We start from the raw sequence: 25,712 nt of genomic DNA on the forward strand, positions 1-25,712 counted from the left end.
ACTCAACCCTTGTCGTCTTTTGTCTGGATGAACCACGGCGTCGGGTCCACGGGCTTACCGCCCTCTCTCAGTTCCAAATAAAGCGTCTCGCTGCGATCTGCACCAGCGCCATCTGTCGCCGCCTGCACGAATTCCTTGCCGAATTCCTTCGCTCCCGGCTGAATTCCGCCCATCAAACCAATGGGCGTGCCCTTTGGCAGCACGTCTCCGACCTCACCATAGACGGTTCCGAGGCCCGCAAGAACCAGAAGATATCCATCTGCGGGTTCGAGAACCATCACATTTCCGTAGTCGAGCAACGGACCACGGTAGCGAATTGTCGCAGCCCAGGGCGTTGTGACCAGAGAGCCCGGCTCACTTGCGATCACGAGGCCGGGACGTTTGATCCCTGCCGCATCGGGCTCGTTGAAGCTCCGCAGAACCGAGCCGATCACCGGCAGATTCAGCGTGCCTTTCGCGCCCGCGAAATCGCCGCGCGGCGGGCCGATATCGTTTTCCATGTCGCTCAGGCCCGTCGCGAAGCCTTCGAGCGTGTCGGCGCTTTGCACCAGCGCGGTCAGCTCCTCGGGTTCTTCGAGATAGCGCTGCGGGAGTTTTTCGCGGCGTTCCGAGATCGCCTCGGACAGCGCGGTGCGCGCCTTGGTCACCGAAACCATCCCAGCTTCCAGCGTCTCGCGCGCGTTTTCCTGCAGCTTGCGCAGGGTCGCGATCTCCTCGAGGTGGACGCTCAGCTTCTGCGCCTCTTCCTGCAAGGCCGGCGCGACCGAAGACAGCACCATCCCCGAGCGGGCCGAGCCTTCGGGGCCCGAGGGATGCAGCAGCAAAAGCGGCCCGTCGGATTGCTGCATCGTCGACATCACGGCCAGTAGCCCGCCAAGCTCTTCGCGTTTCGCGTCGAACCCCTGCTTGATCTCGCGCTCTCGGATCGCGGCCCGGCGCAAGCCGTCGCGTAGCGCGCTCAGCCCTTGCTCATAGGCGTGGATCGTTTTCGTCAGCGCCGCGATGCGATCCGATTTCGACTGCGCAGCATCGAGCGCGGTGATCGCTTTGCGCAGATCGGCCGAGGCCTTGAGAGCGGCGTCGCCCGATCCTTCCGCCCAAAGCGGCCCGGCCGAGATCAGAAGAGCTGCGAGTGCGGCGCGGATCACGATACGATCAGGCTCTTTCCGGTCATTTCCTCGGGCTGCTCGATCTGCATCAGCTCCAGCAGCGTCGGCGCGAGATCCGCAAGCCTTCCTTCGCGCAGCTTGGCGCCCTCGGGTCCGCCGACCAGTGAGACCGGCACGAGGTTCGTGGTATGCGCGGTATGCGGTCCGCCGGTTTCCGGATCGATCATGGTTTCGCAATTGCCGTGATCGGCGGTGATGATCATCGCGCCGCCCGCAGCCTCCAGCGCCTCGACGACGCGGCCGATATCGTGATCGATCTCTTCCACCGCAGCGATCGCGGCTTCCAGCGAGCCGGTATGGCCGACCATATCGGGATTGGCGTAGTTCACGATGATCAGGTCGTAGCCGGTTTCGATCGCCTCGACGAATTTGTCGGTGACTTCCGGTGCGCTCATCTCGGGCTGCAGGTCATAGGTCGCGACCTTGGGCGATTTCGGCATGTAGCGGTCTTCGCCTTCCCACGGCTCTTCCTTGCCGCCGTTGAGGAAGAAGGTCACATGTGGATATTTTTCGGTCTCGGCCAGGTGGAACTGGCTAAGTCCTTGTTTCGAAATCCATTCGCCGAGCGTATTGACGATCTCGCGCTTCGGATAGGCGGTCTTCATGTAGGCGTTATGCTTGTCGGAATACTCGACCATCCCCAGCATCGCCGCCCATTTCGGACGCGGGCCGGTCTCGAATTCCGAGAAGTCCGGCTCGCCGATCGCGCGCAGGATTTCACGGGCTCGGTCGGCGCGGAAATTGAGACAGAAGAAGCCGTCGCCATCCTTCGCACCATCGTAATCTCCGATCACGGTGGGCTTGATGAACTCGTCCATTTCCTTCTTGTCGTAGCTGGCTTCGACGGCCGCGACAGGGGTGTCGGCCCCCTGCCCTTTGCCGTTGATCATCGCGTCATAGGCAAGGCCCACGCGCTCCCAGCGGTTGTCGCGGTCCATCGCGTAATAGCGGCCATCTACCGTGACGACCGTGCAGCCTTCGGGCAGTCGGTCGCAGAGATCGGAGACGAAGGACTTCGCGCTATCGGGTGCCACATCGCGCCCGTCGGTGATCGCGTGGATCAGCACCGGCACTCCCGCCTCTGAGACCATCTTCGCCGCAGCGAGCGTATGTTCGATATGACCATGCACGCCACCGTCCGAGATGACGCCCATCAGATGCGCGCGCCCGCCGCTCTCTTTCATCGTGTCGATGAAGGAGAGGATCGCCTCGTTCTTGAAGAAAGAACCATCCTCGATCGCCAGATCGATCTGGCCCAGATCCATCGCCACCACCCGACCTGCGCCGATATTGGTGTGACCGACCTCGGAATTGCCCATCTGACCGCTCGGCAGCCCGACATCGGGGCCGAAGGTCACCAGCGTCGATTTCGCCGGGTTGTTCCACAGAACGCGGTCGAGGTTCGGGGTATCGGCCAGCAGGGGCGCGTTTCCTTCGCGCTCCTTTCGCTCGCCAAAGCCATCGAGAATGCACAGGACGACGGGTTTCGGACGGGTCATGGCGGCCTCCTAATCTGTTGCTCCCTCATACGCCTCGCAAGCCGTCGCGGCAACCGGGGGCGTTTGCGGCTCAGGCCTGGAACATGATCCGCCGGGCTTTCTTCTCGTAGCTGAGGATTTCGGTCTGTCGCGTCGCCTCGAACAGCGACGAGAGCGCCGCGTCTGGCTTGTTCATGTAGCGCCGACGCAGGTCCAGCACGACCGCGCCGCCATCCCGGATCACCCGCATCATAAGGTCGAGATAGTCGCCGATCGGGTAATGGAAACCGCAGGAAATCAGGCTGGTGACGAGATCGCCCGTGACCCCCTCCAGAGCATCAGGCTGCTTGACCGGGTTGAGCGTCTCGACCGCATGGGCGCCATTGTCGCGTAGAAACGCCGCCGCGGCGTCGAGCGAGGCATAGCCCGCACCGGTATCGCTCCAGAAATGGTATTGCTCCGGGGTTTCCTCGATATCGATCAAGGTTATGGCACAGTCGAAATCCTTGACCAGCAGCGCGTCGTTGAGCCCCTGCCCGCAACCGATGTCGATCACATGAGTCGGGCGGCGACCGGTTTCCTCAAGCGCCTTTCGCAGCGGAAGATACTCGGTGAAGACCTCGGCGAGCGCCCCCCGGAAAATCTCCTCGTTGCGGGCCTCGACTTCTTCCAGCGCGGGCCCCCTGTCGCCGGCTTCCCAGGCCTTGCGCGCGGTGCCGGAAATCTGGCGCGTGCGCTGGAAGCCCATCAGCATCATCGCCTCGCGCGAAATGGACGCGCCGGAAATATTCATGTCGCGAAGTGTATTCATGGAGCCTGACCTGCTGGGCATTGTTTTCGAGCGCAGCGTAACGTCGCGGAGACGCGGCGCAAGCTATTGAAAACTGCACAATCTAAAGATGTGCTGATCAGACGCGGTGATAGGGGGTGCCGGCGATGATCTGTCCGGCGCGGTAGATCTGCTCGGTCAGCATGACGCGGGCCAGCATATGCGGCCAGACCATCTTGCCAAAAGAGATCGAGAACTCGGCGCGGCTGCGCAGGGACGGATCGATCCCATCTGCGCCGCCGATCACGAAAGCCACATCGCGCGCCTGATCGCGCCAGCCTTGCAGCTTCGTGGCAAATTCGGGCGATGAGATCAGGCTGCCGCGTTCGTCGAGCGTGACGATCACCGATCCGTCGGGGATTGCGCGGCTCAGCAGATCCGCCTCCGCGCCCTGCCCCAGACCCTTCTTGTCTTCGACTTCAACGACGGAAGCCGGGCCGAGCCCGAAGGCGCGCCCGGATTTCTCGAAGCGTTTCAGGTAGTCGTCGATCAGCTCGCGTTCGGGCCCCTTGCGCAAGCGGCCCACCGCGCAGATCGTGATCTTCATGCAGCCGAACTCAGACGGGGGCGCCCGCAGGCATCCACATCTTTTCCAGCTGATAGAACTCGCGCACTTCCGGGCGGAAGACGTGAACGATGACGTCGGAGCTGTCGATCAGCACCCAGTCGCCCTGATCCTTCCCCTCAACTTTGCAAGCCCGGTCGAACTCGTGCTTCAGCCGCTCGGTCAGGTTCTCGGCGATGGCGCTGACCTGACGCGTGCTGCGCCCGGAACAGACAACCATGTAGTCACCGATCGAGGACCGACCGCGCAGGTCGATGGTCACGATGTCTTCGGCCTTGTCGTCTTCGAGGGAAGAGATGACGCGCGCGAGGATTTCTTCGCTCGTCGCTTCGGCATTGACGGCCCGTGTATTCATGGCCGCTGCCTTTGTGCCGGCATCACTCGGCACGATGGAAAGATGAGACAGGACATGGTCCTCCAGATGTTACGCACCGAAATGGCCCCGGCGCTGGACGTCCTCCGAAAATAGCATCCCGAAGGTTCAATTTCAATTTTCATGCGGCGAATTTTCGCTATGCGTTTCCGGCCCGGGTTGCAAGTCCAGTTGCGAACCTTCGAGCAAACGCACTTCGCGCTGCGGGAACGGGATCGAAATGCCGTTCGCCTTGAACGTATCCCACAGTGCGAGAAAGACCTGCCCGCGCACGTTCGTCAGCCCTTCGACGGGGTCCGTGATCCAGAACCGCAGGAGATAGTCGACCGAACTGTCCCCGAACCCGGTCACGTGACACACGGTCGGACGGTTCTTCAAAACGCGGGTCACCGATTGCGCGGCTTCCACCGCCAGCTTGCGCACCACGTGCGGGTCATCGTGATAGGAGGTGCCGAAGGGCAGGTCGATCCGCACGAATTCGTTGGAATGGGACCAGTTGACCACCTGCCCGGTGATCAGGTCCTCGTTCGGGATCAGGTATTCCTTGCCGTCGCGCGTAACGACAGAGACATAGCGCGCGCCCAGCGAATTGATCCAGCCGAAGGTCTCGCCAAGGCTGATCACGTCGCCGGGTTTGATCGATTTATCGAGCAGGATGATCACGCCCGAGACGAGGTTCGACACGACCTTCTGCAGACCGAAGCCGAGGCCCACGCCGATCGCACCGGACAGAACGGCAAGCCCGGTCAGGTCGAAGCCCACCGCCTTGATCCCGATGAACAGCGCCGCGCCATAGAGCAGAACCTGCATCACCTTGATGACCAGCTCCGACATCGAGGGGCTGATATCCTCGTTGGTGCGCAGCCGCACCGAGGTCTGCCCCGAGATGATCCGCGCGACCGACAGAAGGATCGTCGTCAGCACCAGCGCCTTGAGAACGCCGTAGGCTGTGATCCGGAAATCCCCGAATTCGACCGCCGTCCCGTTCAACAGCCGCACGGTCTCGTCCCACAGCCCGAGATAATAGAGCGTCACCCAGATCCACGCGCCCCAACGCACGATGCGGCGCAGAAGCGCGTTGCGGATCAGTCGCGCGACGAGGCCCACGACCAGCCACGCCGTGACCAGCGTTGCCACCAGAACCACGAGGAAGCGCCAGGAATAGAATCCCTTGGTCGCCTCGAGCACGAAGACCGACGCCCAGGCGAGAAGAATGAAGAGGAAGCCGCGCACGCGTTGCCGGAACAGGATCAGCAGGCGCAGCTGGCGGGTCGAAAGCTCGCGCCTTCGCCCCCAGTCGTCGACTTTCGGCGCAAGCCAGATCCGCCCGAGATGGGCCAGCGCGAAACATGCCGCGATGATCCCGAACTGCCAAAGCCGCGAGGGCAGCACGATCGAATTGAGGAAGATTTCGATCTGCGCCCAGATCGAAGCCAATATCTTGACGATGTCTCCATTCGCGAAATCCATGAAAATGACGTTAGCCCGGTTTTGCGATCAGTCCAAACACGGACTCTTCGATTGCCTCAGAGACGGATTCGCCGTATTTAGCGCCCCATGACACTCGTTTTCGACATGGATGACCGCGCCCGCCTCCGCGAGCGCTTCTACGGCGAAAGCCGCTCGGTGCTGGCACGACTTTGATGCTCTGCGCCCGCGGGCGCATATCTGCGCCTGCTGTCCCATGTCTGACAAACGGCCGTTTTTAGGCCAGCCATCCAAAGAAAGTGAGAGCCATGTCTGCTCCGAAGACCCTCTATGACAAGATCTGGGACGCGCATGTCGTGTCCGAAGACGAAGACGGCACCAGCCTGCTCTATATCGACCGTCACCTCGTCCACGAAGTGACCTCGCCGCAAGCCTTCGAAGGGCTGCGCATCGCGGGCCGCAAGGTGCGTGCGCCGGAGAAAACCATCGCCGTTCCGGATCACAACGTGCCGACCACGCTCGACCGCGCCAAGGGGATCGAGAACGAGGAAAGCCGGATTCAGGTCGACGCGCTCGACAAGAACGCCAAGGATTTCGGGGTGAACTATTACCCGGTCTCCGACGTGCGTCAGGGCATCGTCCACATCGTCGGCCCCGAACAGGGCTGGACCCTGCCGGGCATGACCGTCGTCTGCGGCGATAGCCACACCGCGACGCATGGCGCGTTCGGCGCGCTCGCCCATGGCATCGGCACCTCGGAAGTTGAGCACGTTCTGGCCACCCAGACGCTGATCCAGTCGAAGTCGAAGAACATGAAGGTCGAGATCACCGGCAAGCTGCGTCCAGGCGTCACCGCCAAGGACATCACGCTGTCGGTCATCGGTGCGACCGGCACCGCCGGCGGCACCGGCCACGTCATCGAATATTGCGGCGAAGCGATCCGCGATCTGTCGATGGAAGGCCGCATGACCGTCTGCAACATGGCGATCGAAGGCGGCGCACGCGCGGGCCTGATCGCCCCGGACGAGAAGACGTTCGAGTATGTCAAAGGCCGGGCCCATGCTCCGAAAGGCGCGCAATGGGAAGCGGCTCTGCATTGGTGGAAGCAGCTCTACACCGATGAGGGTGCGCATTTCGACAAGGTCGTCACCATCAAGGCCGAAGAGATCGAACCCGTCGTGACCTGGGGCACCTCGCCCGAGGACGTGCTGCCGATCTCGGGCTCCGTTCCGGCGCCGGAAGACTTCAAAGGCGGCAAGGTCGAAGCGGCCAAGCGTGCGCTCGATTACATGGGCCTCGAAGCTGGCACCAAGCTGACCGACATCAAGATCGACGTGGTCTTCATCGGGTCGTGCACCAACGGCCGGATCGAGGATCTGCGCGCCGCCGCCGAAGTCGTCAAAGGCCGCAAGCTGGCCGATGGCGTCCGCGCGATGGTCGTGCCGGGCTCGGGTCTCGTGCGCGCGCAGGCGGAGGAAGAAGGTCTGGACAAGATCTTCCTCGATGCCGGTTTCGAATGGCGCATGGCGGGCTGCTCGATGTGTCTCGCGATGAACCCCGACCAGCTGGCCGAGGGTGAGCGTTGCGCGTCGACCTCGAACCGCAACTTCGAAGGGCGTCAGGGCTACAAGGGCCGCACCCATCTGATGAGCCCGGCCATGGCCGCCGCAGCTGCTGTCACCGGTCATCTGACCGATGTGCGCAAGCTGATGGAACTGGAAGACGCGTAAGGAGCGACGAGAATGGAAAAGTTCGAAAAAGTTACCGGGATCGCCGCCCCCATGCCGCTGGTCAATATCGACACCGATATGATCATCCCCAAGGGCTTCCTAAAAACCATCAAGCGCACCGGGCTCGGCGTGCATGCGTTCGACGAGATGCGCTATGACCGTCAGGGCAACGAGAACCCCGACTTCGTGCTTAACAAGCCGCAATATCGCGAAGCGCAGATCCTCGTGGTCGGCGACAACTTCGGCTGCGGCTCCTCGCGTGAGCACGCCCCGTGGGCGCTGGCCGATTTCGGTATCAAGGTGATCGTTTCGACTTCCTTCGCCGACATCTTCTACAACAACTCGTTCAAGAACGGGATGCTGCCGATCGTGCTTCCGCAGGAGCAGGTCGACATGCTGATGAAGGATGCCGAGAAGGGCTCGAACGCACGGATGACCGTGGATCTCGAGAACCAGGAGATCACGACTTCGGAAGGCGAGACGATCAAGTTCGACGTCGATGCGTTCAAGAAGCACTGCCTGCTCGAAGGTCTCGACGATATCGGCCTGACGCTGGAGAAGGCCGCGGCCATCGACACGTTCGAGACGCAGATGCATCAGGCGCGTCCCTGGGTGTAACCCAAGATGCCATCGCGAAGTGAAAAGCCGCTCCGACCGGGGCGGCTTTTTACATGAGAGGGGGCGCGGGAACCCGTCGCCCATGGTAGGGTTCATCATTTGACGTAGATCGAGAGGATGATGCGATGCGCGTTTCGACCCTGTTTCTGGTGACCGGCCTCGTGCTGATCGTTCTCGGCGTTGCGGCCATTACGAATCCCTTCGCGACCTCGCTGGCCCTGACCACCTTCGTCGGCATCTTGTTCCTGATCGCCGGGGTCGTGCAGGCGTGGCTCGCTTTCAACGACCGCGACGGGGCGCATCGGGCGTGGCACGCGCTGATCGCCCTTCTCAACATCGTCGTAGGCGTCTGGCTGATGGCGGATCCGATGTCCGGCACGGTGTCGCTCGCGGCGGTGGTCGGCGTGCTCTTCCTGCTGATGGGCGCGCTGCGCTTGCTCATCGGTCTGCGCCTTGCCGGACCGCGTCTGCGGTGGATGCTGGTCCTGTCGGGCGCGGTTTCGATCCTGATCGGCGTGCTGATCTTCTCTGCGTTCGATCAGATCGCGACGCAAATCCTTGGACTATTGCTAGGAATCCAGTTGCTGGCGGATGGTGTCGGGCTTGCCGCACTTGGCTTTGCCAATCGCGACTCCTGAGGGTTTTTGAGGCGCTAAGCCCTTGATCCACAAAATATGGTTTCGCCTCCTAGGTTGCCACATTTTTGCACCTTTGTTGATGCAATGTCGCACCAGGTCTTCCAAGAAAATGCCTTAATGCGGCACAGAGTCTGAAAACACTATTTGCTTGGATCGGGAACTTGGGCAAAATCATGGCAAGTTTGAGGCAGCGCGCCACAGTCGGCACGCGTCTTGCGGGTAAAAGGATCGGCAATGTACCGCATCCGACCGCAGGGAAGGGTAGGGTAACTGTGTTCTCACGTCTCTCAGGGGCGCTTGTTCGCGCGATCCTCGTCGCAGTGGTGATCTGCACCCCCGCGCTCATTCTGCCCGATACCAGCAGTGACACCGCACAGATCGTGGCGCTTATGGCGCTGTTCGGTTTCGCGCTGACCCTTTTCGAATATGCTTCCGTTTATCCCGGTCTGATCGAGTTTCGCGATGCGCCGCCCTTCAACCGCATCCGCTTCATGTCGCTGTTCCTGACGGTGCTGCTGCTCTCGCTGGCGGTGCAGTCGCAATATCACGCTTCGACCCTGACCCGGTTGATCGAGGTTCTGGGCACCACCGTCGCAGGCTCCATCGATGTGCCTTACAGCCCCGTTCGCCTGCTGCAACTCGCGCTGCCGGCGGATGCCTCACTGCATCAGGTCGCGCTGGTGCGCACCGCTGCGGGGATGGCCTATCTGATCTCGCTGCTGACCCTTGGTTATTTCGTCATTGTCATGCGGATCATGGGCTGGCCGCAGGCGCATACGAAATTCAACGTCTGGGTCAATCTGCCGACTTTCGACCCGACCGCAGGCGGCGACGTGGTCGAGCGTCTGCGCCGAGATTCCTGGTTCAACATTGCGCTGGGCTTCCTTTTGCCCTTCCTTATTCCAGCGGTGCTCAAACTCGTCTCGGTCAGTTTCGTGATCGTGACGCTGGAAGTGCCCCACACGATGATCTGGATGGTGACGGCATGGGCCTTCCTTCCCGCAAGCCTGTTCATGCGCGGCATCGCGCTGGCGCGGGTGGCGCAAATGATCGAAAACAAGCGTCTCGCTTCCGGGGCGAGCGACTACTTGCCGGCCTGATCGCGGCGTTCTTGGCGCTGCCCGCCGCGGCAGAGAGCCTGCGCGTGGCGACATGGGATGCCGGTCTGTCCCGCCGGGGTCCGGGGCTTTTGCTGAAAGATATCCGCAGTGACACGGCGCAGGTCGCGGCTGTGACTCGCATCGTCGATGCGATCGCGCCGGACGTGCTTTTGCTGACCGGGATCGACTGGGACCATGACGGGCAGGCGCTGGCCGCGCTGAATGAGACTTTCGCACAGCCCTATCCGCATCTTTTCGCGCCGCGCCCCAATAGCGGCTGGCCGAGCGGGGCCGACCTAGACGGAAACGGCAAACTTGGTGAAGCGCGCGATGCCCAAGGCTACGGGCGGTTTCCGGGGCAGGGCGGTCTGGCGCTTCTGTCGCGCTACCCGATCGAGGCAGACCGGGTGCGCGATTTCTCCAAGATGCTGTGGAAGGACCTGCCCGACGGGCAAAGCGCAGGGGCGGAGCTGTCGCCGGAGGCTTTGTCTGTTCAACGTCTCAGCTCCACCGCGCATTGGGATGTGCCGCTCCAACTGCCTTCGGGCGAGCCGCTGCATCTTCTGGCCTTCGCCGCGACACCGCCGGTTTTCGATGGGCCGGAAGATCGCAACGGACGCCGCAATCGTGACGAAAGCGCCTTTTGGCTCCGGTATCTGGATGGGGAGCTCGAAGCGCTGCCGCCCGAAGGGCCGGTGATCCTGCTGGGCGACGCCAATCTCGATCCGAAAGACGGGGAGGGACGGCGCGATGCGCTCGATCTGCTGCTGAACGGCCCGCATCTGCAAGACCCGCTGCCGCGCAGTAACGGCGCGAGGCTGGCCGCCGATCCCATGCATGAAGGCGATCCGGGCCTCGATACCGCCGATTACGACGGGCCGGGCAATCTGCGGCTCGACTATGTTTTGCCGTCGACCGATCTGAAAGTGACAGGGGCGGGCGTCGTCTGGCCGAAGCCGGGCGCGCCCTTGGCGACGGCGGCCGCAGCCGCCTCGCGTCACAAGATGGTGTGGCTCGACATCGCGTTGCCCTGATCTGGTACGACCTTGAGGCCCCGGATATAGAGATGTTCGAACACCACGCGCTGCAGCGTCTTCGGCGTGAATTCCGGGAAGCGCGCGTGGAAATCGGTGCCGTCGATCTCGTGGCTCATGTCGAACAAATAGCGCATTTCGCGCAGCTCGCGCGCCAGCTCCCATGCGGGTGAGGCAAGCAGCAGCGCCGTCCATGGGAATTTCTTGATCGAGATGTCGCGCCCCATCTGACTCGAGAATTCCTCGGCCAGTTCGCGCGCAGAGAACCGCGTGCCGGGAAAACCGAGGTCGAGCAGACCGGGCGTGTGATCTTCGGTTTCGGCCAGTTGCACGGCGATCCGTGTCATATCCTCGAGATCGGCATAGACGCGCTGCGCATCCGGCTTGCCGAGCGCGGTGATCTTGCCCTTGCGCAAATCCTTCAACATCACCCGGTTCATCAGCGTGTCGGGCGACTCGGCATTCAGGAAATCGCCGCCGCGCAGGATCACGACCGAACGGCCCTCTTCGGCATGGGCGCGGTAGCGCGCCTCCATCTCGGCGCGGATCTTGCCCTTGCGGGTGCAGGCGTGATGCGGGGTCGAAGCACTCCACGGAGACGGCTCGCGCCCGTAGACATAGACATTGCCCGGCACCATCACCGAGGCTCCGCTGTCGCGCGACGCGGCTAGAACCTGCTTGGTGATCTGGGGGATCTGGTTCGCCCAGTCGTGGTAGTTCGGCGGGTTCATCGCATTCACGATCCACCGCGCGCCGCGCGCTGCGATAGCCATGTCGGTGCCCCGGCGATAGCGATCGACGTCCCAGCCAGCGGCCCTGAAGGACCGTGCCGCAGCAGATCCGAACAAACCGCCCATTCCCAGGATCAATACCCTGCGATTCATTTCGCCCTCATGTATCGTCTGCCTGCTCTAAACTCTAGCATGCGCTCATACGCGTGCGGGGGCCACTCGCCAACCACTCGATCCGCAAAAGCCCGCCGAAGCCTCGGCAACCGCTTGCCGATCGTCCAGACACGGTTTCGCGACCTGTGCCGCTTGACCAAGGGGCGGGCAGGGGATACGCCCTTCGAGACCCTGTTTTCTTGGGAGATTATCCTCATGTCCAACCCCTCCATCCTCATCCTGCCCGGCGACGGGATCGGCCCCGAAGTCATGGCCGAGGTTCGCAAAGTCATCGACTGGTACGGTGCCAAGCGCGATCTCGCCTTCGATGTCAGCGAAGACCTCGTGGGCGGTGCGGCCTATGACAAGCACGGCGTTCCGCTGGCCGATGAGACGATGGCGAAGGCGCAGGAAGTGGACGCGGTTCTGCTCGGCGCCGTGGGCGGTCCGAAATACGACGTGCTCGACTTCTCGGTGAAGCCCGAGCGCGGTCTTCTGCGTCTGCGCAAGGAAATGGACCTGTTTGCCAACCTGCGCCCCGCGCAATGCTTCGACGCGCTGGCCGATTTCTCCTCGCTGAAGAAAGACGTGGTTGCAGGCCTCGACATCATGATCGTGCGCGAGTTGACCTCGGGCGTTTATTTCGGCGAACCGCGCGGCATCTTCGAAGAAGGCAACGAGCGCGTCGGCATCAATACCCAGCGCTACACCGAGTCCGAAATCGAGCGCGCCGCCCGCGCCGCGTTCGAGCTGGCGATGAAGCGCAACAAGAAGCTCTGCTCGATGGAGAAAGCCAACGTGATGGAGTCGGGCATCCTCTGGCGCGAGGTCGTGACCCGCGTCGGCGAGGAATATCCGGAAGTCGAACTGAGCCACATGTATGCGGATAACGGCGCGATGCAGCTGGTGCGCGCGCCCAAGCAGTTCGACGTGATCGTCACCGACAACCTGTTCGGCGATATCCTGTCCGACTGCGCCGCGATGCTGACCGGTTCGCTCGGGATGCTGCCCTCGGCAAGCCTCGGCGCGCCGATGGCGAATGGTCGCCCGAAAGCGATGTACGAGCCCGTGCATGGCTCGGCCCCCGACATTGCGGGGCAGGGCAAGGCCAATCCGATCGCCTGTATCCTCAGCTTCGCAATGGCGCTGCGCTACAGCTTCGATCAGGGCGACGAGGCGACCCGTCTGGAAACCGCGATCGAGAAAGTGCTGGCCGATGGCGTGCGCACCGCGGACCTGATGGGCCCCGAAGGCGGCACCCCGGTCTCGACCTCCGAGATGGGCGACAAGATCATCGAAGCGCTCGACGCCTCGCTCTGATCCACGAGACAAGTTTTGTGAAAGGCGCGGGCGCGAGCTCGCGCCTTTTTCATGCCGCGGCCTTGCAACTCCCAAACATCCGCTCAAGATGTGAGCGATAACACCGGGAGCCTCCCATGCCCGATTTCGGCGGAAAATCAAACGCACGCGGTGCGTCCCTCGGCCTGACCTCGATGGCGATTTTCGCCACGCATGACGTCATCATCAAACATCTGGGCCAGACCTATTCCCCGGTTCAGATCGTGTTCTTCGCGGCGCTCCTGTCTTTCCCGCTGCTCTCGGTCATCCTGCTCAACGACAAGCGCGGGGGAAGCCTGCGCCCGGTTCATCCCGGCTGGGTCGCCGGGCGGGTCTTTACCACCGTCGTCACCGGGCTTTGTGCGTTCTACGCCTTCTCGACCCTGCCGCTCGCGCAAGTCTATCCGCTCCTCTTCGCAATGCCGCTCTTGGTTACCGTCTTCTCGATCCCGATCTTGGGCGAGAAGGTCGGTATTCACCGCTGGGCCGCTGTCATCCTCGGCCTGATCGGCGTGGTGATCGTGGTGCGCCCCGGTCAGGCGGATCTCGCACCCGGCCATTTCGCGGCGATGACGGCAGCAGTCACCGGTTCGCTGGCGTCGGTCATCGTGCGCAAGATTGGCTCCGAGGAGCGCTCCGTCGTGCTGCTGCTTTCGCCGCTTCTGGGCAATGTGATCGTCATGGCGATCCTTCTGCCCTTCGTCTGGCAGCCGCTGCAGATCGGCGATCTGGGCCTCATGGCGGTGATCGCGATCTTCGGCCTGACCGCCTCCTTCCTGCAAATCCTCGCCTATCGCGCGGGCGAGGCCGCCATCGTCGCGCCGATGCAATATTCGCAGATCCTCTGGGCGGTCTTCTACGGCTGGATCATCTTCCACGAGAGCGTGGACATTCCGACGCTCGTCGGCGCGGGCGTGGTGATCCTGTCTGGCATCTACATCGTCATCCGCGAGACGCGTGTCTCCGAGAACCAGCCGGTTCTGCGCACAAGGGGCCGGTCCGAAACCGTCACCGCCCCGCGATCGTCGCTTCTGGGTCGCGTTTTGGGCCTTCGTGCACGCAATTCAAGAAGCTGACTCAGACCCCCTTGCAAAACCCTGCACAAGCGGCTAATTCCCCGCCCACGGTCGGAGCGTAGCGCAGCCTGGTAGCGCACCTGCTTCGGGAGCAGGGGGTCGGAGGTTCGAATCCTCTCGCTCCGACCATTTTCCCGATTTCCCCTGATTTCTTGGCTTCCAGCGATGTCGCTGGCCTTTCGGGCCGTGCTTTGGCACAACTTTCCCGAAGCAACACAGGCGAGGCGAATGCAGGTCGAACCAACACCCCTCAGCGGCGTTCTGCTGATCACCCCGAAGCGATTCGGCGATCACCGCGGATTTTTCTCCGAGAGCTATTCGGCGAAGCGATTTACCGAGGCCGGGATCGATATCGAGTTTGTGCAGGACAATCATTCGGTCTCGGAGGCCGTGGGCACGGTGCGCGGGCTGCATTTTCAGGCCCCGCCGCACGCGCAGGCGAAGCTCGTGCGCTGCGGGCGCGGGCGTCTCTGGGATGTCGCGGTGGATATCCGCAAAGGGAGCCCGACCTACGGCCAGTGGTTCGGAACCGAGCTGAGCTTCGAGAACGGCAAGCAGCTTCTGATCCCGGCGGGCTTTGCGCATGGGTTCGTCACGCTCGAGCCGGGGACAGAGATCGTCTACAAATGCTCGGATTACTACGCGCCCGAATGCGAAGGCGCGATCCGCTGGGACGACCCGGATCTGAGCATCGACTGGCCGCTTTCCGCAGGAATAGAGCCTGTTTTGTCCGGCAAGGACGCCGAGGCACCTCTGTTTTCCGCGCTCAATAGTCCCTTTACCTGGGAGGGCGCAGCATGAAGATTCTCGTCACCGGCGGTGCCGGGTTCATCGGGTCCGCGGTCGTCCGTCTCGCCGTCTCGCGCGGCCATGAGGTGGTGAACCTCGACGCGCTGACCTATGCCGCCTGCCTTGAGAATGTCGCTCCCGTCGCCGACAGCCCGCTTTACGCCTTCGAGAAGGCCGATATTCGCGACCCCGAGGCGCTGACGGCGATCTTCGCCCGCCACAAGCCCGACGCGGTGATGCATCTCGCCGCCGAAAGCCATGTCGACCGCTCGATCGATGGCCCCGGTGCCTTCATCGAGACGAACGTGATGGGCACCTACAACATGCTGCAGGCGGCGCGTGCCTACTGGGAGGGTGAAGGCCGCCCCGAGAGCTTCCGCTTCCACCACATATCGACCGATGAGGTCTATGGCACGCTCGGCCCCACGGGCCAGTTCACCGAAGAGACGCCCTACGCGCCAAACAGTCCCTATTCCGCCTCGAAAGCGGGCTCGGACCATCTCGTGCGCGCCTGGCACGAGACCTACGGCCTGCCGGTCGTGCTCACCAATTGCTCGAACAATTACGGCCCCTATCACTTCCCGGAAAAGCTGATCCCGGTCGTGATCCTGAACGCGCTCGCGGGCAAACCGTTGCCGATCTATGGCGACGGCTCGAACGTGCGCGACTGGCTCTATGTCGAGGATCACGCCGATGCGCTGCTCTTGGTGCTGGAGAAAGGCGCCTTGGGTCGCAGCTACAATATCGGCGGCGAGAACGAGCGGTCGAACCTCGAACTGGTCCAGACGATCTGCACCATTCTCGACAAGCTGCGTCCGGGCGACGCGCCCTATGCCGATCTGATCACCTTCGTCACCGACCGCCCCGGCCACGATGCGCGCTACGCGATCGACCCGACCCGCATCCGTGAGGAGCTGGGCTGGCGCCCGAGCGTGACGGTGGAGGAGGGGCTCGAGCGCACCGTGCGCTGGTATCTCGAGAACAAGGTTTGGTGGCGCCCGCTGCTGGAGCGGCACGGCGTCGGCGAAAGGTTGGGCAAGGCATGATCCTCGTCTTCGGACAGACCGGCCAAGTCGCGCAGGAACTACAGCGCCTCGCGCCCGATGCGGCGCTTTTAGGCCGGAATAGGGTCGATTTGCGTGATCCCGGCGCCGCAGCGAAAGCGATCCGGGAGGCCAAGCCTGAGGCCGTGATCAACGCCGCCGCCTATACGGCAGTCGACAAAGCTGAAGAAGAAGAGGCGCTCGCTCAAACCGTTAACGGTGACGCGCCCGCCGCGATGGCCAAGGCCTGCTGCGACCTCGGTGTCCCGCTCATTCACATCTCCACCGATTACGTCTTCGACGGCTCGGGCGACGCGCCGTTCAAGCCCACCGATCCGACCGGTCCGCTGGGCGCCTATGGCCGCACAAAGCTGGCAGGCGAAGAAGCGATCCGCGCCACGGGTGGCCCCTTCGCGATTCTGCGCACCAGTTGGGTCTTCTCGGCGCATGGCGGGAACTTCGTGAAGACGATGCTGCGCCTGTCGGAAAGCCGCGATCACCTGAGCATCGTCGCCGACCAGATCGGTGGACCGACACCTGCCAGGGCCATCGCCGAGGCCTGCCTGACGATAGCGACGCAGTTGCAGCGCGCGCCCGAGAAGAGCGGCGTTTACCATTTCTCAGGCTCTCCCGATGTAAGCTGGGCGGGCTTCGCGCGGGAGATCTTCGCGCGGGCCGGGCGGGACGTGAGCGTGGAGGATATCCCCACCGCCGATTATCCGACGCCTGCGAAACGGCCGCTCAATTCGCGGCTCGACTGCAGCGATCTGGCCGTGTTCGGCCTGAATAGACCCGATTGGAAAGCGGGATTGGACGAGATTTTGACCGAATTGGGGGCGACATGACGCGCAAGGGGATCATTCTGGCGGGCGGCTCGGGCACGCGGCTCTATCCGATCACGATGGGTGTCTCGAAGCAGCTTCTGCCGGTCTATGACAAGCCGATGATCTACTATCCGCTGACCACGCTGATGCTGGCCGGCATTCGCGAGATCGCGGTGATCACGACGCCGCATGATCAGGAGCAGTTCATCCGCACGCTCGGCGATGGCAGCCAATGGGGGCTGAGCCTCACCTATATCACGCAGCCCTCGCCCGACGGTCTGGCGCAGGCCTATCTTCTGGCCGAAGAGTTCCTCGCGGGCAGCCCTTCGGCGATGGTTCTGGGCGACAACATCTTCTTCGGCGCGGGTCTCGGCGAGATCCTCAAAGCGGCGAATGCGACCACAGGCGGCGGCACCGTCTTCGGCTACCGCGTCCGCGATCCCGAACGCTACGGCGTGGTGGATTTCGACGACAGCGGCACCGTGCGTGCGATCATCGAGAAGCCCGAAGTGCCGCCCTCGCAATTCGCGGTCACGGGGCTCTATTTTCTCGACGAGACTGCGCCGGACCGCGCCAAGACGATTACCCCTTCCGCCCGCGGCGAGTTGGAGATCACCTCGCTTTTGGAAACCTACCTGCATGACGGCGCGCTCTCGGTCACGCAGATGGGCCGGGGCTTTGCCTGGCTCGACACCGGAACGCATGGCAGCCTGCTCGATGCGGGGAATTTCGTGCGCACGTTGGAAGAGCGGCAGGGGCTGCAAAGCGGCTCGCCTGACGAGATCGCTTTCGAGAAGGGCTGGATCAGTGCCGAAGCACTCGCCGACCGCGCGAAGAAATTCGGCAAGAACAGCTATGGCGAATACTTGCTGCGCCTGATCGAGTAAGCGACCGTGGCGCGGGTCACGATCCTGATGGCGACACGCGATCCGGGGCCGGAACTGCGCGATCAACTGGAAAGCCTCGCGGCGCAAACGCATCGGGATTGGCGGCTGATCGTCGGGGATGACAGCCGAACCGACGCCGCCCAAGACATCTTGGCGGAATTCGCGCGCAGCCATGACGTGCAGATCGTGAGAGGTCCACGGATCAGCGCGGGGGGGAATTTCCTGTCACTGCTGCGGCGGATCGACAGTGCTCAACAGGACTGCATCGCCTTTTGTGATCAGGATGATGTCTGGCTGCCGGATCGGCTTGCACGCGGGATTGCCGCATTGGGCGAGGGGGAAGCTGCGCTTTATTGCAGCCGGACTTGGGTCTGCAACGCTAATCTGGAAGACCAGCATCTCTCCGTCCGACACACTCGCCCGCCGTCTTTCCGTAATGCACTGGTGCAGAATATCGCGGCGGGAAACACCATTCTCCTGAACCCGGCCGGGGCCGAACTGGCCATCTCGGCGGCGCGCGAATTGCGGGTCGCGCCGCGTCACGACTGGTGGCTCTATCAGCTGTTCACCGGGTGTGGCGCGCGGGTCACCTATGATGTGGAGCCCACGCTGCTTTACCGCCAACACGGGGGCAACGCAGAGGGGGCGAACACCACAATCCCCGCCAAGGTCTATCGACTCAGGCGCATGCTGTCCGGCGATTGGCGGTGCTGGATCGACGATCAATGTGCAGCGCTCACTGCATCTGCACATCGGTTCACGCCCGAGAGCCGGGTGACCTTCGATCGATTTGTAAGCGCGCGCGCCGCGACTTTTCCGGCCCGCCTGAAAGAATTCGCCCGGCTGAGGCTCTATCGCCAAAGCCGGGCGGCTACGCTAGCCCTTTGGATCGGGGCCGTGTTTCGGCGAATTTAGGGTCTTAAATCCGGAAGATCGGCTGCAGCAAGCGCGGCAGAAGACCCTTGAACTTCAGCGGCGCATCGGTGGCGGCGAGGCAGATGCAGACATCCTCCATCCCCGCGATCGGCGTGTGATCGAGATCGTCATCCGCCACTTCCACATCGCCGACGCCAAAGCGGCCGGTCTCGTCCGAGAAGGACCCCTGCAGCACGAGCGTCAATTCCAGCCCGCCATGCGTGTGATCCGGCACCGCCATCCCCGGCGGAATATAGAGAAGCCGCGCCGACCCTTCTTTATCCTCGCTCAGGATCGCTTGCTTGATGCCGCCGCCCAAGGCCCGCCAGCGCGGACTGTCGGCGCCCATCGCTTCGACCACGGCGCCCGGATAAATCCCGGCGCGCGCAGGTTGCTCAGCGACGATCGCATCGTCGTCGTCCAACCCGTCAAACACACGTCGCCGCAAATCGTCGCTGGGAGCCATGCCTTTCAGGTCATCCAGAACCAGCCCGCCCGCCAGTTCCTCTGCTTCGAGCCGTGCGCGACACTCGTCGCACTGGCTCACATGCGCCGCCACGACCAGCGAAAACGCATGACCGAGCGAGCCGGTCGCGTAGGACCGTACCAACCAATCGGGCAAATGATGCGTAATCTCGGTCATTCTTCTCTCAGATCCCTTAACTCGTGTCTAAGCTTCTCCAGCGCCAGCCGGATCCGCGATTTAATCGTCCCAAGGGCGAGACCCGTCGCCTCGCGTATTTCTGCCTGTGTGAGTTCGCCCACATAGGCCCGCTCGATGATCTCGCGCTGCGCTTCCGGCAGTGCCTCGATCGCTTGACGCAGCTGCGCCGCTTCCTGTTCCAGCTCGATTGCCGCATCGGCCTCGCGGGTTTCCCGCGTCTCGGCCTCGGCGATCAGCTCGTCTGGAACGGGCCGGGGCCGTCTTCGGATCACATCAATCTGTCGATTGCGCGCAATCCGGTAAATCCATGCCGAGGCGCGTGCCCGCGTCTCGTCGTAAAGATGTGCCTTCCGCCAGATCGTGAGCATCACGTCCTGAACCACATCCTCCGCCGCCGCCTGCGTCATGCCGGACCGTACCAGCATCCCCTTCAGTCGCGGCGAGAAGTGATCATAGAGCCGCGCGAAGGCCAGTTTGTCACGCTTGTCACGGACGGCTACGAGCCAATCGGTCTGCTCGCAAGCCGCCTCGGGCGTCGGTTTCGCTGATTTCCTGTCGTCCATTCTCTTCCCGGCAAAGGCCTGACCCGCCGCGATTGGCGGGGTCCCTGTGGTGTCGAAGTTGATGGTCGCATCTCTCAGCATGTGACCGATACGCAGCTTATGAGATAGCGGTTCACATGCGATGCGAAAAAACTTCTGATCCAAACGGTAATATGCACCGTTACGCCTTCAAGAGCTTGGGAGAATTCGAATGTCATTTGATGCCCTGCATCCACATGCGCAACGCATCGCGATCATCGGATCCGGGATTTCCGGTCTGGCGGCGGCGTGGCAACTCGCTCCGCATAATCGCGTTACCATCTACGAGGCGGAGACGCGGCTTGGGGGGCATTCGCGCACGATCACTGCGGGGCGCAACGGCGATCAGCCGGTCGATACCGGGTTTATCGTGTTCAATTACGCGAATTATCCGCATCTAACGCGCCTGTTCTCCGAGCTCGATGTGCCGGTCGAGAAATCCGACATGAGCTTTGGCGTGACGATCGATCAGGGCCGGATCGAATATGCTTTGCGCGACCTGAACAGTCTCGTTGCACAAAAGCGGAACCTCGCCCGGCCGGGCTTTCTGCGGATGGTCGCGGATATCGCGAAGTTCAACGCGAAGGCCGTCTCTGTCGCTCAAAGCGATGACGTGACGATCGATGGTCTGCTGAACGAGCTGAACTTGGGCGAATGGTTCCGGCGCTATTACCTGCTACCGATCTGCGGGGCGATCTGGTCCACGCCTGCCGATCAGATCGGCGCGTTCCCCGCGAAAAGCCTTCTGCGCTTTTTCGAGAACCACGCATTGTTGTCGGCGACCGGTCAGCATCAATGGTGGACGGTCTCGGGTGGATCGATCGAATATGTTAAGCGGCTGGAGGCCGCCCTGCGTCTTCGCGGCGTCGAATTCCGCACCGGCACCCCGGTCACCGCGATCGAGAGGCAGCGCAATTCAGTCACTATTTCAGCGGAAAAGGCTCTCCCGGATCAGTTCGATCAGGTCATCATTGCCACCCATTCCGATCAGGCGCTCAAGCTGCTGGCCAAGCCGACCCCGGAGGAACAGGCCGCGCTTTCGGCGGTCCGCTATCAGCCCAACGACGTCTATCTGCATCGCGACGCGGCGCAGATGCCGCGTCGACGCGCGTGCTGGTCCAGCTGGGTCTATCAGGCGCAGACCCGCGCGAATGAGACGCGGCTTGGCGTGACCTATTGGATGAACAAGCTGCAAAACATCCCCGAGATCGATCCGCTTTTCGTCACGCTGAACCCCGACGCGCCGATTGCCGAGGAGACGATCTACGATCACGAGGTCTTCTGGCACCCGGTCTTCGATCGCGCAGCGATACAGGCGCAAGGCGAAATCCAGTCGATACAGGGCCTGAATCGGACGTGGTTCGCGGGCGCATGGCTCCGCCATGGTTTCCACGAGGATGGGTTTGCTTCGGCGGTTCGGGTGGCGCGCGAGCTCAATCGCGGGGCGCAGCCGCAGGTCGACTTCGAAAAGGTGCCCGCATGAGCGGCGAGTTCTGCCCCGGTCATACGGTTCATGCGCGGCGGGGCGCGATTTCCCACCAGTTCCGCTATCACGTCGACTACGTGATGATCGATCCCGACGCGCCGGGCCCGTGGCCGCGGATTTTCTCGCGCCGCGGACGCAACCTCGCGACGGTGCATGACAAGGATTACGGCGGGGCGCCCGGCCGCGGCGCGGGGGCCGAATGGGTCCGCAAGCAGCTCTCGCGTCACGGTGCGCCAGAGATCGCGCAGCTGCGGCTTCTGACCCAGCCGAAGATCCTCGGGGCCGGGTTCAACCCGGTGAATTTCTGGCTGGCCTATGATGCGCAAGACGATCTGCGCGCCGTGATCGCAGAGGTGAACAACACGTTCGGCGATCGGCACTCCTATCTCTGCGCTACCCCAAATTTCGACCCTATTTCAGCAGAAACCGAGCTTCACGCGGCGAAAATCTTCTACGTCTCCCCGTTCCAGACCATCGCCGGGGAATATCGGTTCCGCTTCGACCTCGGAGCCGAGCACATCCGCATCCGCATCGATCACCGAAATGGCGAGGAGGGTGTCGTGGCCACCCTCGCGACCCAACGCCGCAAACTGACTTCGGCGGCGCTTCTCGGTATGGCGCTGCGTCGTCCGCTCACCCCGATCCGCACGCTCGGCCTGATCTACTGGCAGGCCCTGCGGCTCAAGCTCAAAGGCGCCCGCTACTTTTCGCGGCCCACACCCCCCAGCGAGGAGATCAGCCAATGATGCCTTTCCTGACCAACCGGATCCGCAGCGAATTCCTCGCGACCTGCGAGAAGATCGAGCAGGGGACGCTGCATCTGCGCCTGCCTGACGGCACCGTGCGCAGTTTCGGTCGCGGGGAGCCGCAAGCCGACATGGAAATCCGCGACTGGCAGGCCGTGGTGGCGATGGCGTCGCGCGGCGATGTCGGGCTGGGCGAGGCCTATATCGCGGGGCTGTGGGAGACGTCTTCGATTGAGGCGCTTCTGTCGCTCGCGCTGAAGAACCTCGATGTCGTCGACGGTTACGCCTATGCGGGCTTCTGGTCGAACCTGAAGTTCCGCCTGATCGACCGGCTGATGCGGGCCAACTCGCTGCGCGGTGCATCGCGCAACATCCGGGCGCATTACGACGTGGGCAACGAATTTTACCAGCTCTGGCTGGATGAGGGGATGAGCTATTCCTCCGCTCTTTTCGCGCCGGGGGATAGCGATCTGCACAGGGCGCAGAACCGCAAGCTCGACCGCATTCTCGATCAGATGGGCGGCGGGGAGCAGGTGCTGGAGATCGGCTGCGGCTGGGGGCATTTCGCCGAACGCGCGGCCGAGCAGGGGCGTCATGTCACCGGCATCACGATCTCGCCCAGCCAGAAAGGCTACGCCGATGCGCGGCTCGATGGGCGGGCGGATATCCGGTTGCAGGACTATCGCCACACGCCCGGCAAATTCGATCATATCGTCTCCATCGAGATGATCGAAGCGGTCGGAGAGCGCTATTGGCCGAACTATTTCCAAACCGTGAAAGATCGCCTGGCGGAGGGCGGCTCTGCGATGATTCAGGCCATTACAGTATCTGATTCCTACTTTCCGAAATATCGCGAGACTTCCGATTTTATCCGGCAATACACTTTCCCGGGCGGGATGCTTCTGTCCGATGGGGTGATCCGCGATCAGGCGGCGAAGGCCGGGCTGGCGGTGAAGGAAAGCTTCGCCTTCGGACAGGATTATGCCGAAACCTGCCGGCAATGGGCCACCCGTCTGAAAGAGCGCAGCGCGCGGGCCAGCGAACTTGGCTTCGGGCCGGAGTTCCTGCGCAACTGGTCCTATTATCTCGAAGCCTGCGCGGCGGCCTTTGCGGTCGGCCATACCGATGTGGTGCAGGTCCAACTGGCACATGCGAGGGCGTAATATGTTGTTAAAATTGCTTTTCACCCTTGCGGTTTTGATCCTGGCGGGTCTGTTGATCCGGCACTTCTTCTTCTCCTTCCCGGCGCAAAAGTCGGCGGATTATGCGGCGGAGAGCCCGGAATTCGACATTCGCCGGGCCTTCGAGGGCCCTGTCGAGGCGCATGGTATGATCTATGGGCCGGACGGTCGGGTCACCTCGCGCTTCCGTGCCGTGATGACGGGGCGGTTCACCAATGATGGCGGCGTGATCGAGGAGGAGTTCGAATATGCCTCCGGTCGGCGACAAAGCCGTGCCTGGAATATCCAGTTCGGGCCGAATGGCGAGATCAGCTCGACCGCCGACGATATCGAAGGGCGCGCCGAGATGGAGCAGTCGGGCAATGCGCTGCGGATGCGCTATCGGCTGCGGCTGCCCGAGGATGCGGGCGGCCACGTGCTCGACGTGACCGACTGGATTTACCTGATGCCGGACGGGACGCTGCTGAACCGGTCGCAGATGCGCAAATTCGGGATCAAGGTGGCGGAGCTGTTCGCCGTCATGCGCCCGATGACCGAACCGGCCGAGTGATCACTCGAAGCAGCTTGCGCGCCCGTCCTTCTGGATCGTCGCCGCGCCGTCCATGATCGACTGCGCGCGGCGCGACAGGAAGCTGCCGGGCTTCGCCGCCGAACGGTCCTTCGGGTCGGGCAGGACGCCCGCGATCAAAGCGGATTGGCGGGCGCTCAACTTGTCGGGCGTGGTGCGGAAATAGCGATGCGCGGCAGCATCGACACCAAACGCGCCTTCGTCGAATTCGGCGACGTTAAGATAGATTTCCAGGATCCGCTTCTTGCCCCAGATCGCCTCGGCCAGCGGCGTCATCGACGCTTCCAGCGCCTTGCGCAGCCAGTTTCGGCCCTGCCAGAGGAACACGTTCTTCACCGTCTGCTGAGTGATCGTCGAAGCGCCGCGATTGGCGCCATCGTCGATCGCCTTGCGGATCGCGCGCATGTCGAAGCCCCAGTGGTTGCAGAAATTCGCGTCCTCCGCGGCGACGACGGATCGAGCGAGCACGGGCGCGATATCCTCGATCGGCACCCATTTCTGATCGACCGCGCCAAGACGCTGCCGCTCGCTCCACATCGTCCAGGTGGTCGGCGGATTAACGAACTTGAACAAGACCATCAGGACAAGCACCAGCGCAACGAGACCCATCACGCCCCGCAGCGCCCATTTCAGGGCGGTGCGGAAGGGCGCGCGCATGCTGGTGGAAACACTCGATTTCGTGCTGCGTTTGGCGGGTTTTCGGCCCGGTTTTTTCTTGCTCTTAGCCATGTGCGTATAAGTCACAGCGTGCCCCGAAGGGTCAAGCGACAAGCAGCGCCAATTCCGGTCCACGCGCGACCTGTCGCGCGGTTACCATGGTTTCGATCGGCGCATCTGACACCCGCTTCCACGCGGTGCGTATTTCGCGCGCGATACCGTGGTCGTCTTCGAGGACGACGTTGCCGGGAAACAGGCTCTCGGTCGGCGCGCCCTCGGCCATGAGGATGTGATGACGCGCGAAAAGCAGATGGCGGTACTGCACGCGCGGGCGCGGAGCCACCCGAATGCTATTGCCGTTTACGAGATGCTTGGCGGCGACCAGAACTTCGCTATGGGCGCAGGCGATCTCGGCGCGCCAGCCGCGCAGCAACATCCGATGTTGTTGAGACACGTAAAGAGCGCGTCGATTTCCCATAGCCCCCGGCGCGAACCGGATCGGCGCATAGGCCCCGACGCCGCGACAGACCCGACCACCCGTCCAGAGAAGAGGCTGCGGCCCGTCATCCTGGGTCATGACAAGATCGCCGGCGTTGAGCCGCTCCACCAGTCGCGGCCCGTCGGGCGTGTCGATCCGCGTCCCCGCGAGGAAACATTCCGGCCCCAGATCGCCGACCGGCGCTTGGGTGCTCTGCGTGACATAGGTGGAGCTGATGAAGGTCGCGTTGTGGAGGATCGTGCCATCGGACGGCGTGAACACGGCACTCCCGTCGCGCAGGTAGAACGTGTCGCCCGTGATCGTCTCTTGCACGCCGTTCGGACGCTCGATGGTGATCGTGTCGCCACGCCAGACATCTTCGACGCGTTGGCCGTTGATCGTGTCGCGGGCACTGTTGCTGCTGGAAATCCAATTGTCGTTATTCCGATCGACAATTTCATATGTCGACGGTGAAAGCGCCGTGCCCGCAGCGGGCGGACTGCCCGGATCCATGATGTAGAACTGGTCGTAATAGGTTGCCATTTTTGCTGCTCGAGTAACGTTATTATAAATTATTCGTTACTGGTAAGCAGAGATCAGGGCGACACAAAGGCGCCTGTGGGGCGCAAAGTT

The 25,712-nt window shown here is 62.7% G+C and carries 27 protein-coding genes and 1 tRNA gene; 17 read left to right on the forward strand and 11 right to left on the reverse strand.

Annotated features, from left to right (window positions below):
• Positions 1-2 precede the first annotated feature (2 nt).
• The 6 genes from F8R15_RS10700 to F8R15_RS10725 form a co-directional block, all read right to left on the reverse strand.
• Positions 3-1,148, reverse strand: coding sequence for a murein hydrolase activator EnvC (locus F8R15_RS10700; RefSeq protein ID WP_078541506.1), 1,146 nt, complete (start codon positions 1,146-1,148; stop codon positions 3-5).
• Positions 1,145-2,668 (reverse strand): 2,3-bisphosphoglycerate-independent phosphoglycerate mutase, encoded by a 1,524-nt coding sequence (gene gpmI, locus F8R15_RS10705; protein ID WP_078570617.1) that lies wholly within the window; start codon positions 2,666-2,668, stop codon positions 1,145-1,147. Before gpmI ends, F8R15_RS10700 begins: the two co-directional genes overlap by 4 nt.
• A gap of 70 nt (positions 2,669-2,738) precedes the next feature.
• Positions 2,739-3,458 (reverse strand): class I SAM-dependent methyltransferase, encoded by a 720-nt coding sequence (locus F8R15_RS10710; protein WP_152844566.1) that lies wholly within the window; start codon positions 3,456-3,458, stop codon positions 2,739-2,741.
• Between the two features lie 97 nt (positions 3,459-3,555).
• Positions 3,556-4,023, reverse strand: a complete 468-nt coding sequence (rlmH, locus tag F8R15_RS10715) for a 23S rRNA (pseudouridine(1915)-N(3))-methyltransferase RlmH (protein ID WP_078522651.1) — start codon at positions 4,021-4,023, stop codon at positions 3,556-3,558.
• Positions 4,024-4,033: 10 nt separating this feature from the next.
• Positions 4,034-4,396, reverse strand: coding sequence for a ribosome silencing factor (gene rsfS / locus F8R15_RS10720; RefSeq protein ID WP_075776745.1), 363 nt, complete (start codon positions 4,394-4,396; stop codon positions 4,034-4,036).
• 132 nt (positions 4,397-4,528) lie between these two features.
• Entirely contained in the window at positions 4,529-5,884 is a 1,356-nt protein-coding gene (locus tag F8R15_RS10725) for a mechanosensitive ion channel family protein (protein ID WP_152844567.1), read from the reverse strand.
• 266 nt (positions 5,885-6,150) lie between these two features.
• On the opposite strand from F8R15_RS10725, the gene leuC reads away from it, so the two are divergent.
• The 5 genes from leuC (at position 6,151) to F8R15_RS10750 (ending at position 10,962) form a co-directional block, all read left to right on the forward strand.
• Positions 6,151-7,572: a 3-isopropylmalate dehydratase large subunit gene (gene leuC / locus F8R15_RS10730; protein ID WP_078541511.1), complete on the forward strand. Its 1,422-nt coding sequence runs from the start codon at positions 6,151-6,153 to the stop codon at positions 7,570-7,572.
• A gap of 12 nt (positions 7,573-7,584) precedes the next feature.
• Entirely contained in the window at positions 7,585-8,190 is a 606-nt protein-coding gene (leuD, locus tag F8R15_RS10735; RefSeq protein WP_078522648.1) for a 3-isopropylmalate dehydratase small subunit, read from the forward strand.
• A 125-nt stretch (positions 8,191-8,315) separates the two neighbouring features.
• Positions 8,316-8,828 carry an HdeD family acid-resistance protein gene (locus F8R15_RS10740; RefSeq protein WP_078522647.1) on the forward strand — a complete coding sequence of 171 codons (513 nt, stop codon included), beginning with the start codon at positions 8,316-8,318 and terminating at the stop codon, positions 8,826-8,828.
• Between the two features lie 272 nt (positions 8,829-9,100).
• On the forward strand, positions 9,101-9,928 hold the full coding sequence (locus F8R15_RS10745; protein ID WP_143594777.1) for a hypothetical protein: 828 nt from the start codon (positions 9,101-9,103) through the stop codon (positions 9,926-9,928).
• 11 nt (positions 9,929-9,939) lie between these two features.
• Positions 9,940-10,962, forward strand: a complete 1,023-nt coding sequence (locus F8R15_RS10750; RefSeq protein ID WP_253732524.1) for an endonuclease/exonuclease/phosphatase family protein — start codon at positions 9,940-9,942, stop codon at positions 10,960-10,962.
• Here the strand turns inward: F8R15_RS10750 and F8R15_RS10755 are convergent.
• Entirely contained in the window at positions 10,926-11,735 is an 810-nt protein-coding gene (locus F8R15_RS10755; protein ID WP_253732526.1) for an epimerase, read from the reverse strand. The genes F8R15_RS10750 and F8R15_RS10755 overlap by 37 nt on opposite strands.
• Positions 11,736-12,062: 327 nt before the next feature.
• On the opposite strand from F8R15_RS10755, the gene leuB reads away from it, so the two are divergent.
• The 8 genes from leuB (at position 12,063) to F8R15_RS10795 (ending at position 18,718) form a co-directional block, all read left to right on the forward strand.
• Positions 12,063-13,166, forward strand: coding sequence for a 3-isopropylmalate dehydrogenase (gene leuB / locus F8R15_RS10760; protein WP_078541515.1), 1,104 nt, complete (start codon positions 12,063-12,065; stop codon positions 13,164-13,166).
• A gap of 116 nt (positions 13,167-13,282) precedes the next feature.
• Positions 13,283-14,260: a DMT family transporter gene (locus tag F8R15_RS10765; RefSeq protein WP_078570625.1), complete on the forward strand. Its 978-nt coding sequence runs from the start codon at positions 13,283-13,285 to the stop codon at positions 14,258-14,260.
• A 52-nt stretch (positions 14,261-14,312) separates the two neighbouring features.
• Positions 14,313-14,389 (forward strand) — tRNA-Pro (locus F8R15_RS10770).
• A 99-nt stretch (positions 14,390-14,488) separates the two neighbouring features.
• Positions 14,489-15,061 carry a dTDP-4-dehydrorhamnose 3,5-epimerase gene (gene rfbC, locus F8R15_RS10775; RefSeq protein WP_152844569.1) on the forward strand — a complete coding sequence of 191 codons (573 nt, stop codon included), beginning with the start codon at positions 14,489-14,491 and terminating at the stop codon, positions 15,059-15,061.
• A complete protein-coding gene (gene rfbB, locus F8R15_RS10780) occupies positions 15,058-16,095 on the forward strand; it encodes a dTDP-glucose 4,6-dehydratase (protein WP_152844570.1) in 1,038 nt (345 codons plus the stop codon). Before rfbC ends, rfbB begins: the two co-directional genes overlap by 4 nt.
• Entirely contained in the window at positions 16,092-16,937 is an 846-nt protein-coding gene (rfbD, locus tag F8R15_RS10785; RefSeq protein ID WP_152844571.1) for a dTDP-4-dehydrorhamnose reductase, read from the forward strand. Before rfbB ends, rfbD begins: the two co-directional genes overlap by 4 nt.
• A complete protein-coding gene (gene rfbA / locus F8R15_RS10790; RefSeq protein ID WP_152844572.1) occupies positions 16,934-17,803 on the forward strand; it encodes a glucose-1-phosphate thymidylyltransferase RfbA in 870 nt (289 codons plus the stop codon). The genes rfbD and rfbA overlap by 4 nt, the downstream gene beginning before the upstream one ends.
• Positions 17,804-17,809: 6 nt before the next feature.
• Positions 17,810-18,718, forward strand: a complete 909-nt coding sequence (locus F8R15_RS10795) for a glycosyltransferase (protein WP_152844573.1) — start codon at positions 17,810-17,812, stop codon at positions 18,716-18,718.
• A gap of 4 nt (positions 18,719-18,722) precedes the next feature.
• On the opposite strand, the gene F8R15_RS10800 is transcribed toward F8R15_RS10795, so the two are convergent.
• Positions 18,723-19,361 carry a ChrR family anti-sigma-E factor gene (locus tag F8R15_RS10800; protein ID WP_152844574.1) on the reverse strand — a complete coding sequence of 213 codons (639 nt, stop codon included), beginning with the start codon at positions 19,359-19,361 and terminating at the stop codon, positions 18,723-18,725.
• Complete coding sequence (locus F8R15_RS10805; RefSeq protein WP_253732528.1) at positions 19,358-19,945, reverse strand: sigma-70 family RNA polymerase sigma factor; 588 nt, start codon at positions 19,943-19,945, stop codon at positions 19,358-19,360. Before F8R15_RS10805 ends, F8R15_RS10800 begins: the two co-directional genes overlap by 4 nt.
• A gap of 190 nt (positions 19,946-20,135) precedes the next feature.
• On the opposite strand from F8R15_RS10805, the gene F8R15_RS10810 reads away from it, so the two are divergent.
• From F8R15_RS10810 to F8R15_RS10825, 4 genes are read left to right on the forward strand one after another with little or no spacing between them, the layout of a single operon-like run.
• Positions 20,136-21,446 (forward strand): NAD(P)/FAD-dependent oxidoreductase, encoded by a 1,311-nt coding sequence (locus tag F8R15_RS10810; protein WP_152844576.1) that lies wholly within the window; start codon positions 20,136-20,138, stop codon positions 21,444-21,446.
• On the forward strand, positions 21,443-22,195 hold the full coding sequence (locus tag F8R15_RS10815; RefSeq protein WP_152844577.1) for a DUF1365 domain-containing protein: 753 nt from the start codon (positions 21,443-21,445) through the stop codon (positions 22,193-22,195). Before F8R15_RS10810 ends, F8R15_RS10815 begins: the two co-directional genes overlap by 4 nt.
• Positions 22,195-23,358: a cyclopropane-fatty-acyl-phospholipid synthase family protein gene (locus F8R15_RS10820; protein ID WP_152844759.1), complete on the forward strand. Its 1,164-nt coding sequence runs from the start codon at positions 22,195-22,197 to the stop codon at positions 23,356-23,358. Before F8R15_RS10815 ends, F8R15_RS10820 begins: the two co-directional genes overlap by 1 nt.
• Before the next feature lies 1 nt (position 23,359).
• Positions 23,360-23,926: a DUF3833 domain-containing protein gene (locus tag F8R15_RS10825; protein ID WP_152844578.1), complete on the forward strand. Its 567-nt coding sequence runs from the start codon at positions 23,360-23,362 to the stop codon at positions 23,924-23,926.
• Here the strand turns inward: F8R15_RS10825 and mtgA are convergent, their stop codons facing one another.
• On the reverse strand, positions 23,927-24,673 hold the full coding sequence (gene mtgA / locus F8R15_RS10830; RefSeq protein ID WP_152844579.1) for a monofunctional biosynthetic peptidoglycan transglycosylase: 747 nt from the start codon (positions 24,671-24,673) through the stop codon (positions 23,927-23,929).
• A gap of 31 nt (positions 24,674-24,704) precedes the next feature.
• Positions 24,705-25,622, reverse strand: a complete 918-nt coding sequence (locus F8R15_RS10835) for a Hint domain-containing protein (protein WP_152844580.1) — start codon at positions 25,620-25,622, stop codon at positions 24,705-24,707.
• Between the last annotated feature and the right edge of the window lie 90 nt (positions 25,623-25,712).

This window comes from Thioclava sp. JE_KL1 (assembly GCF_009296265.1).
Taxonomy (GTDB): domain Bacteria; phylum Pseudomonadota; class Alphaproteobacteria; order Rhodobacterales; family Rhodobacteraceae; genus Thioclava.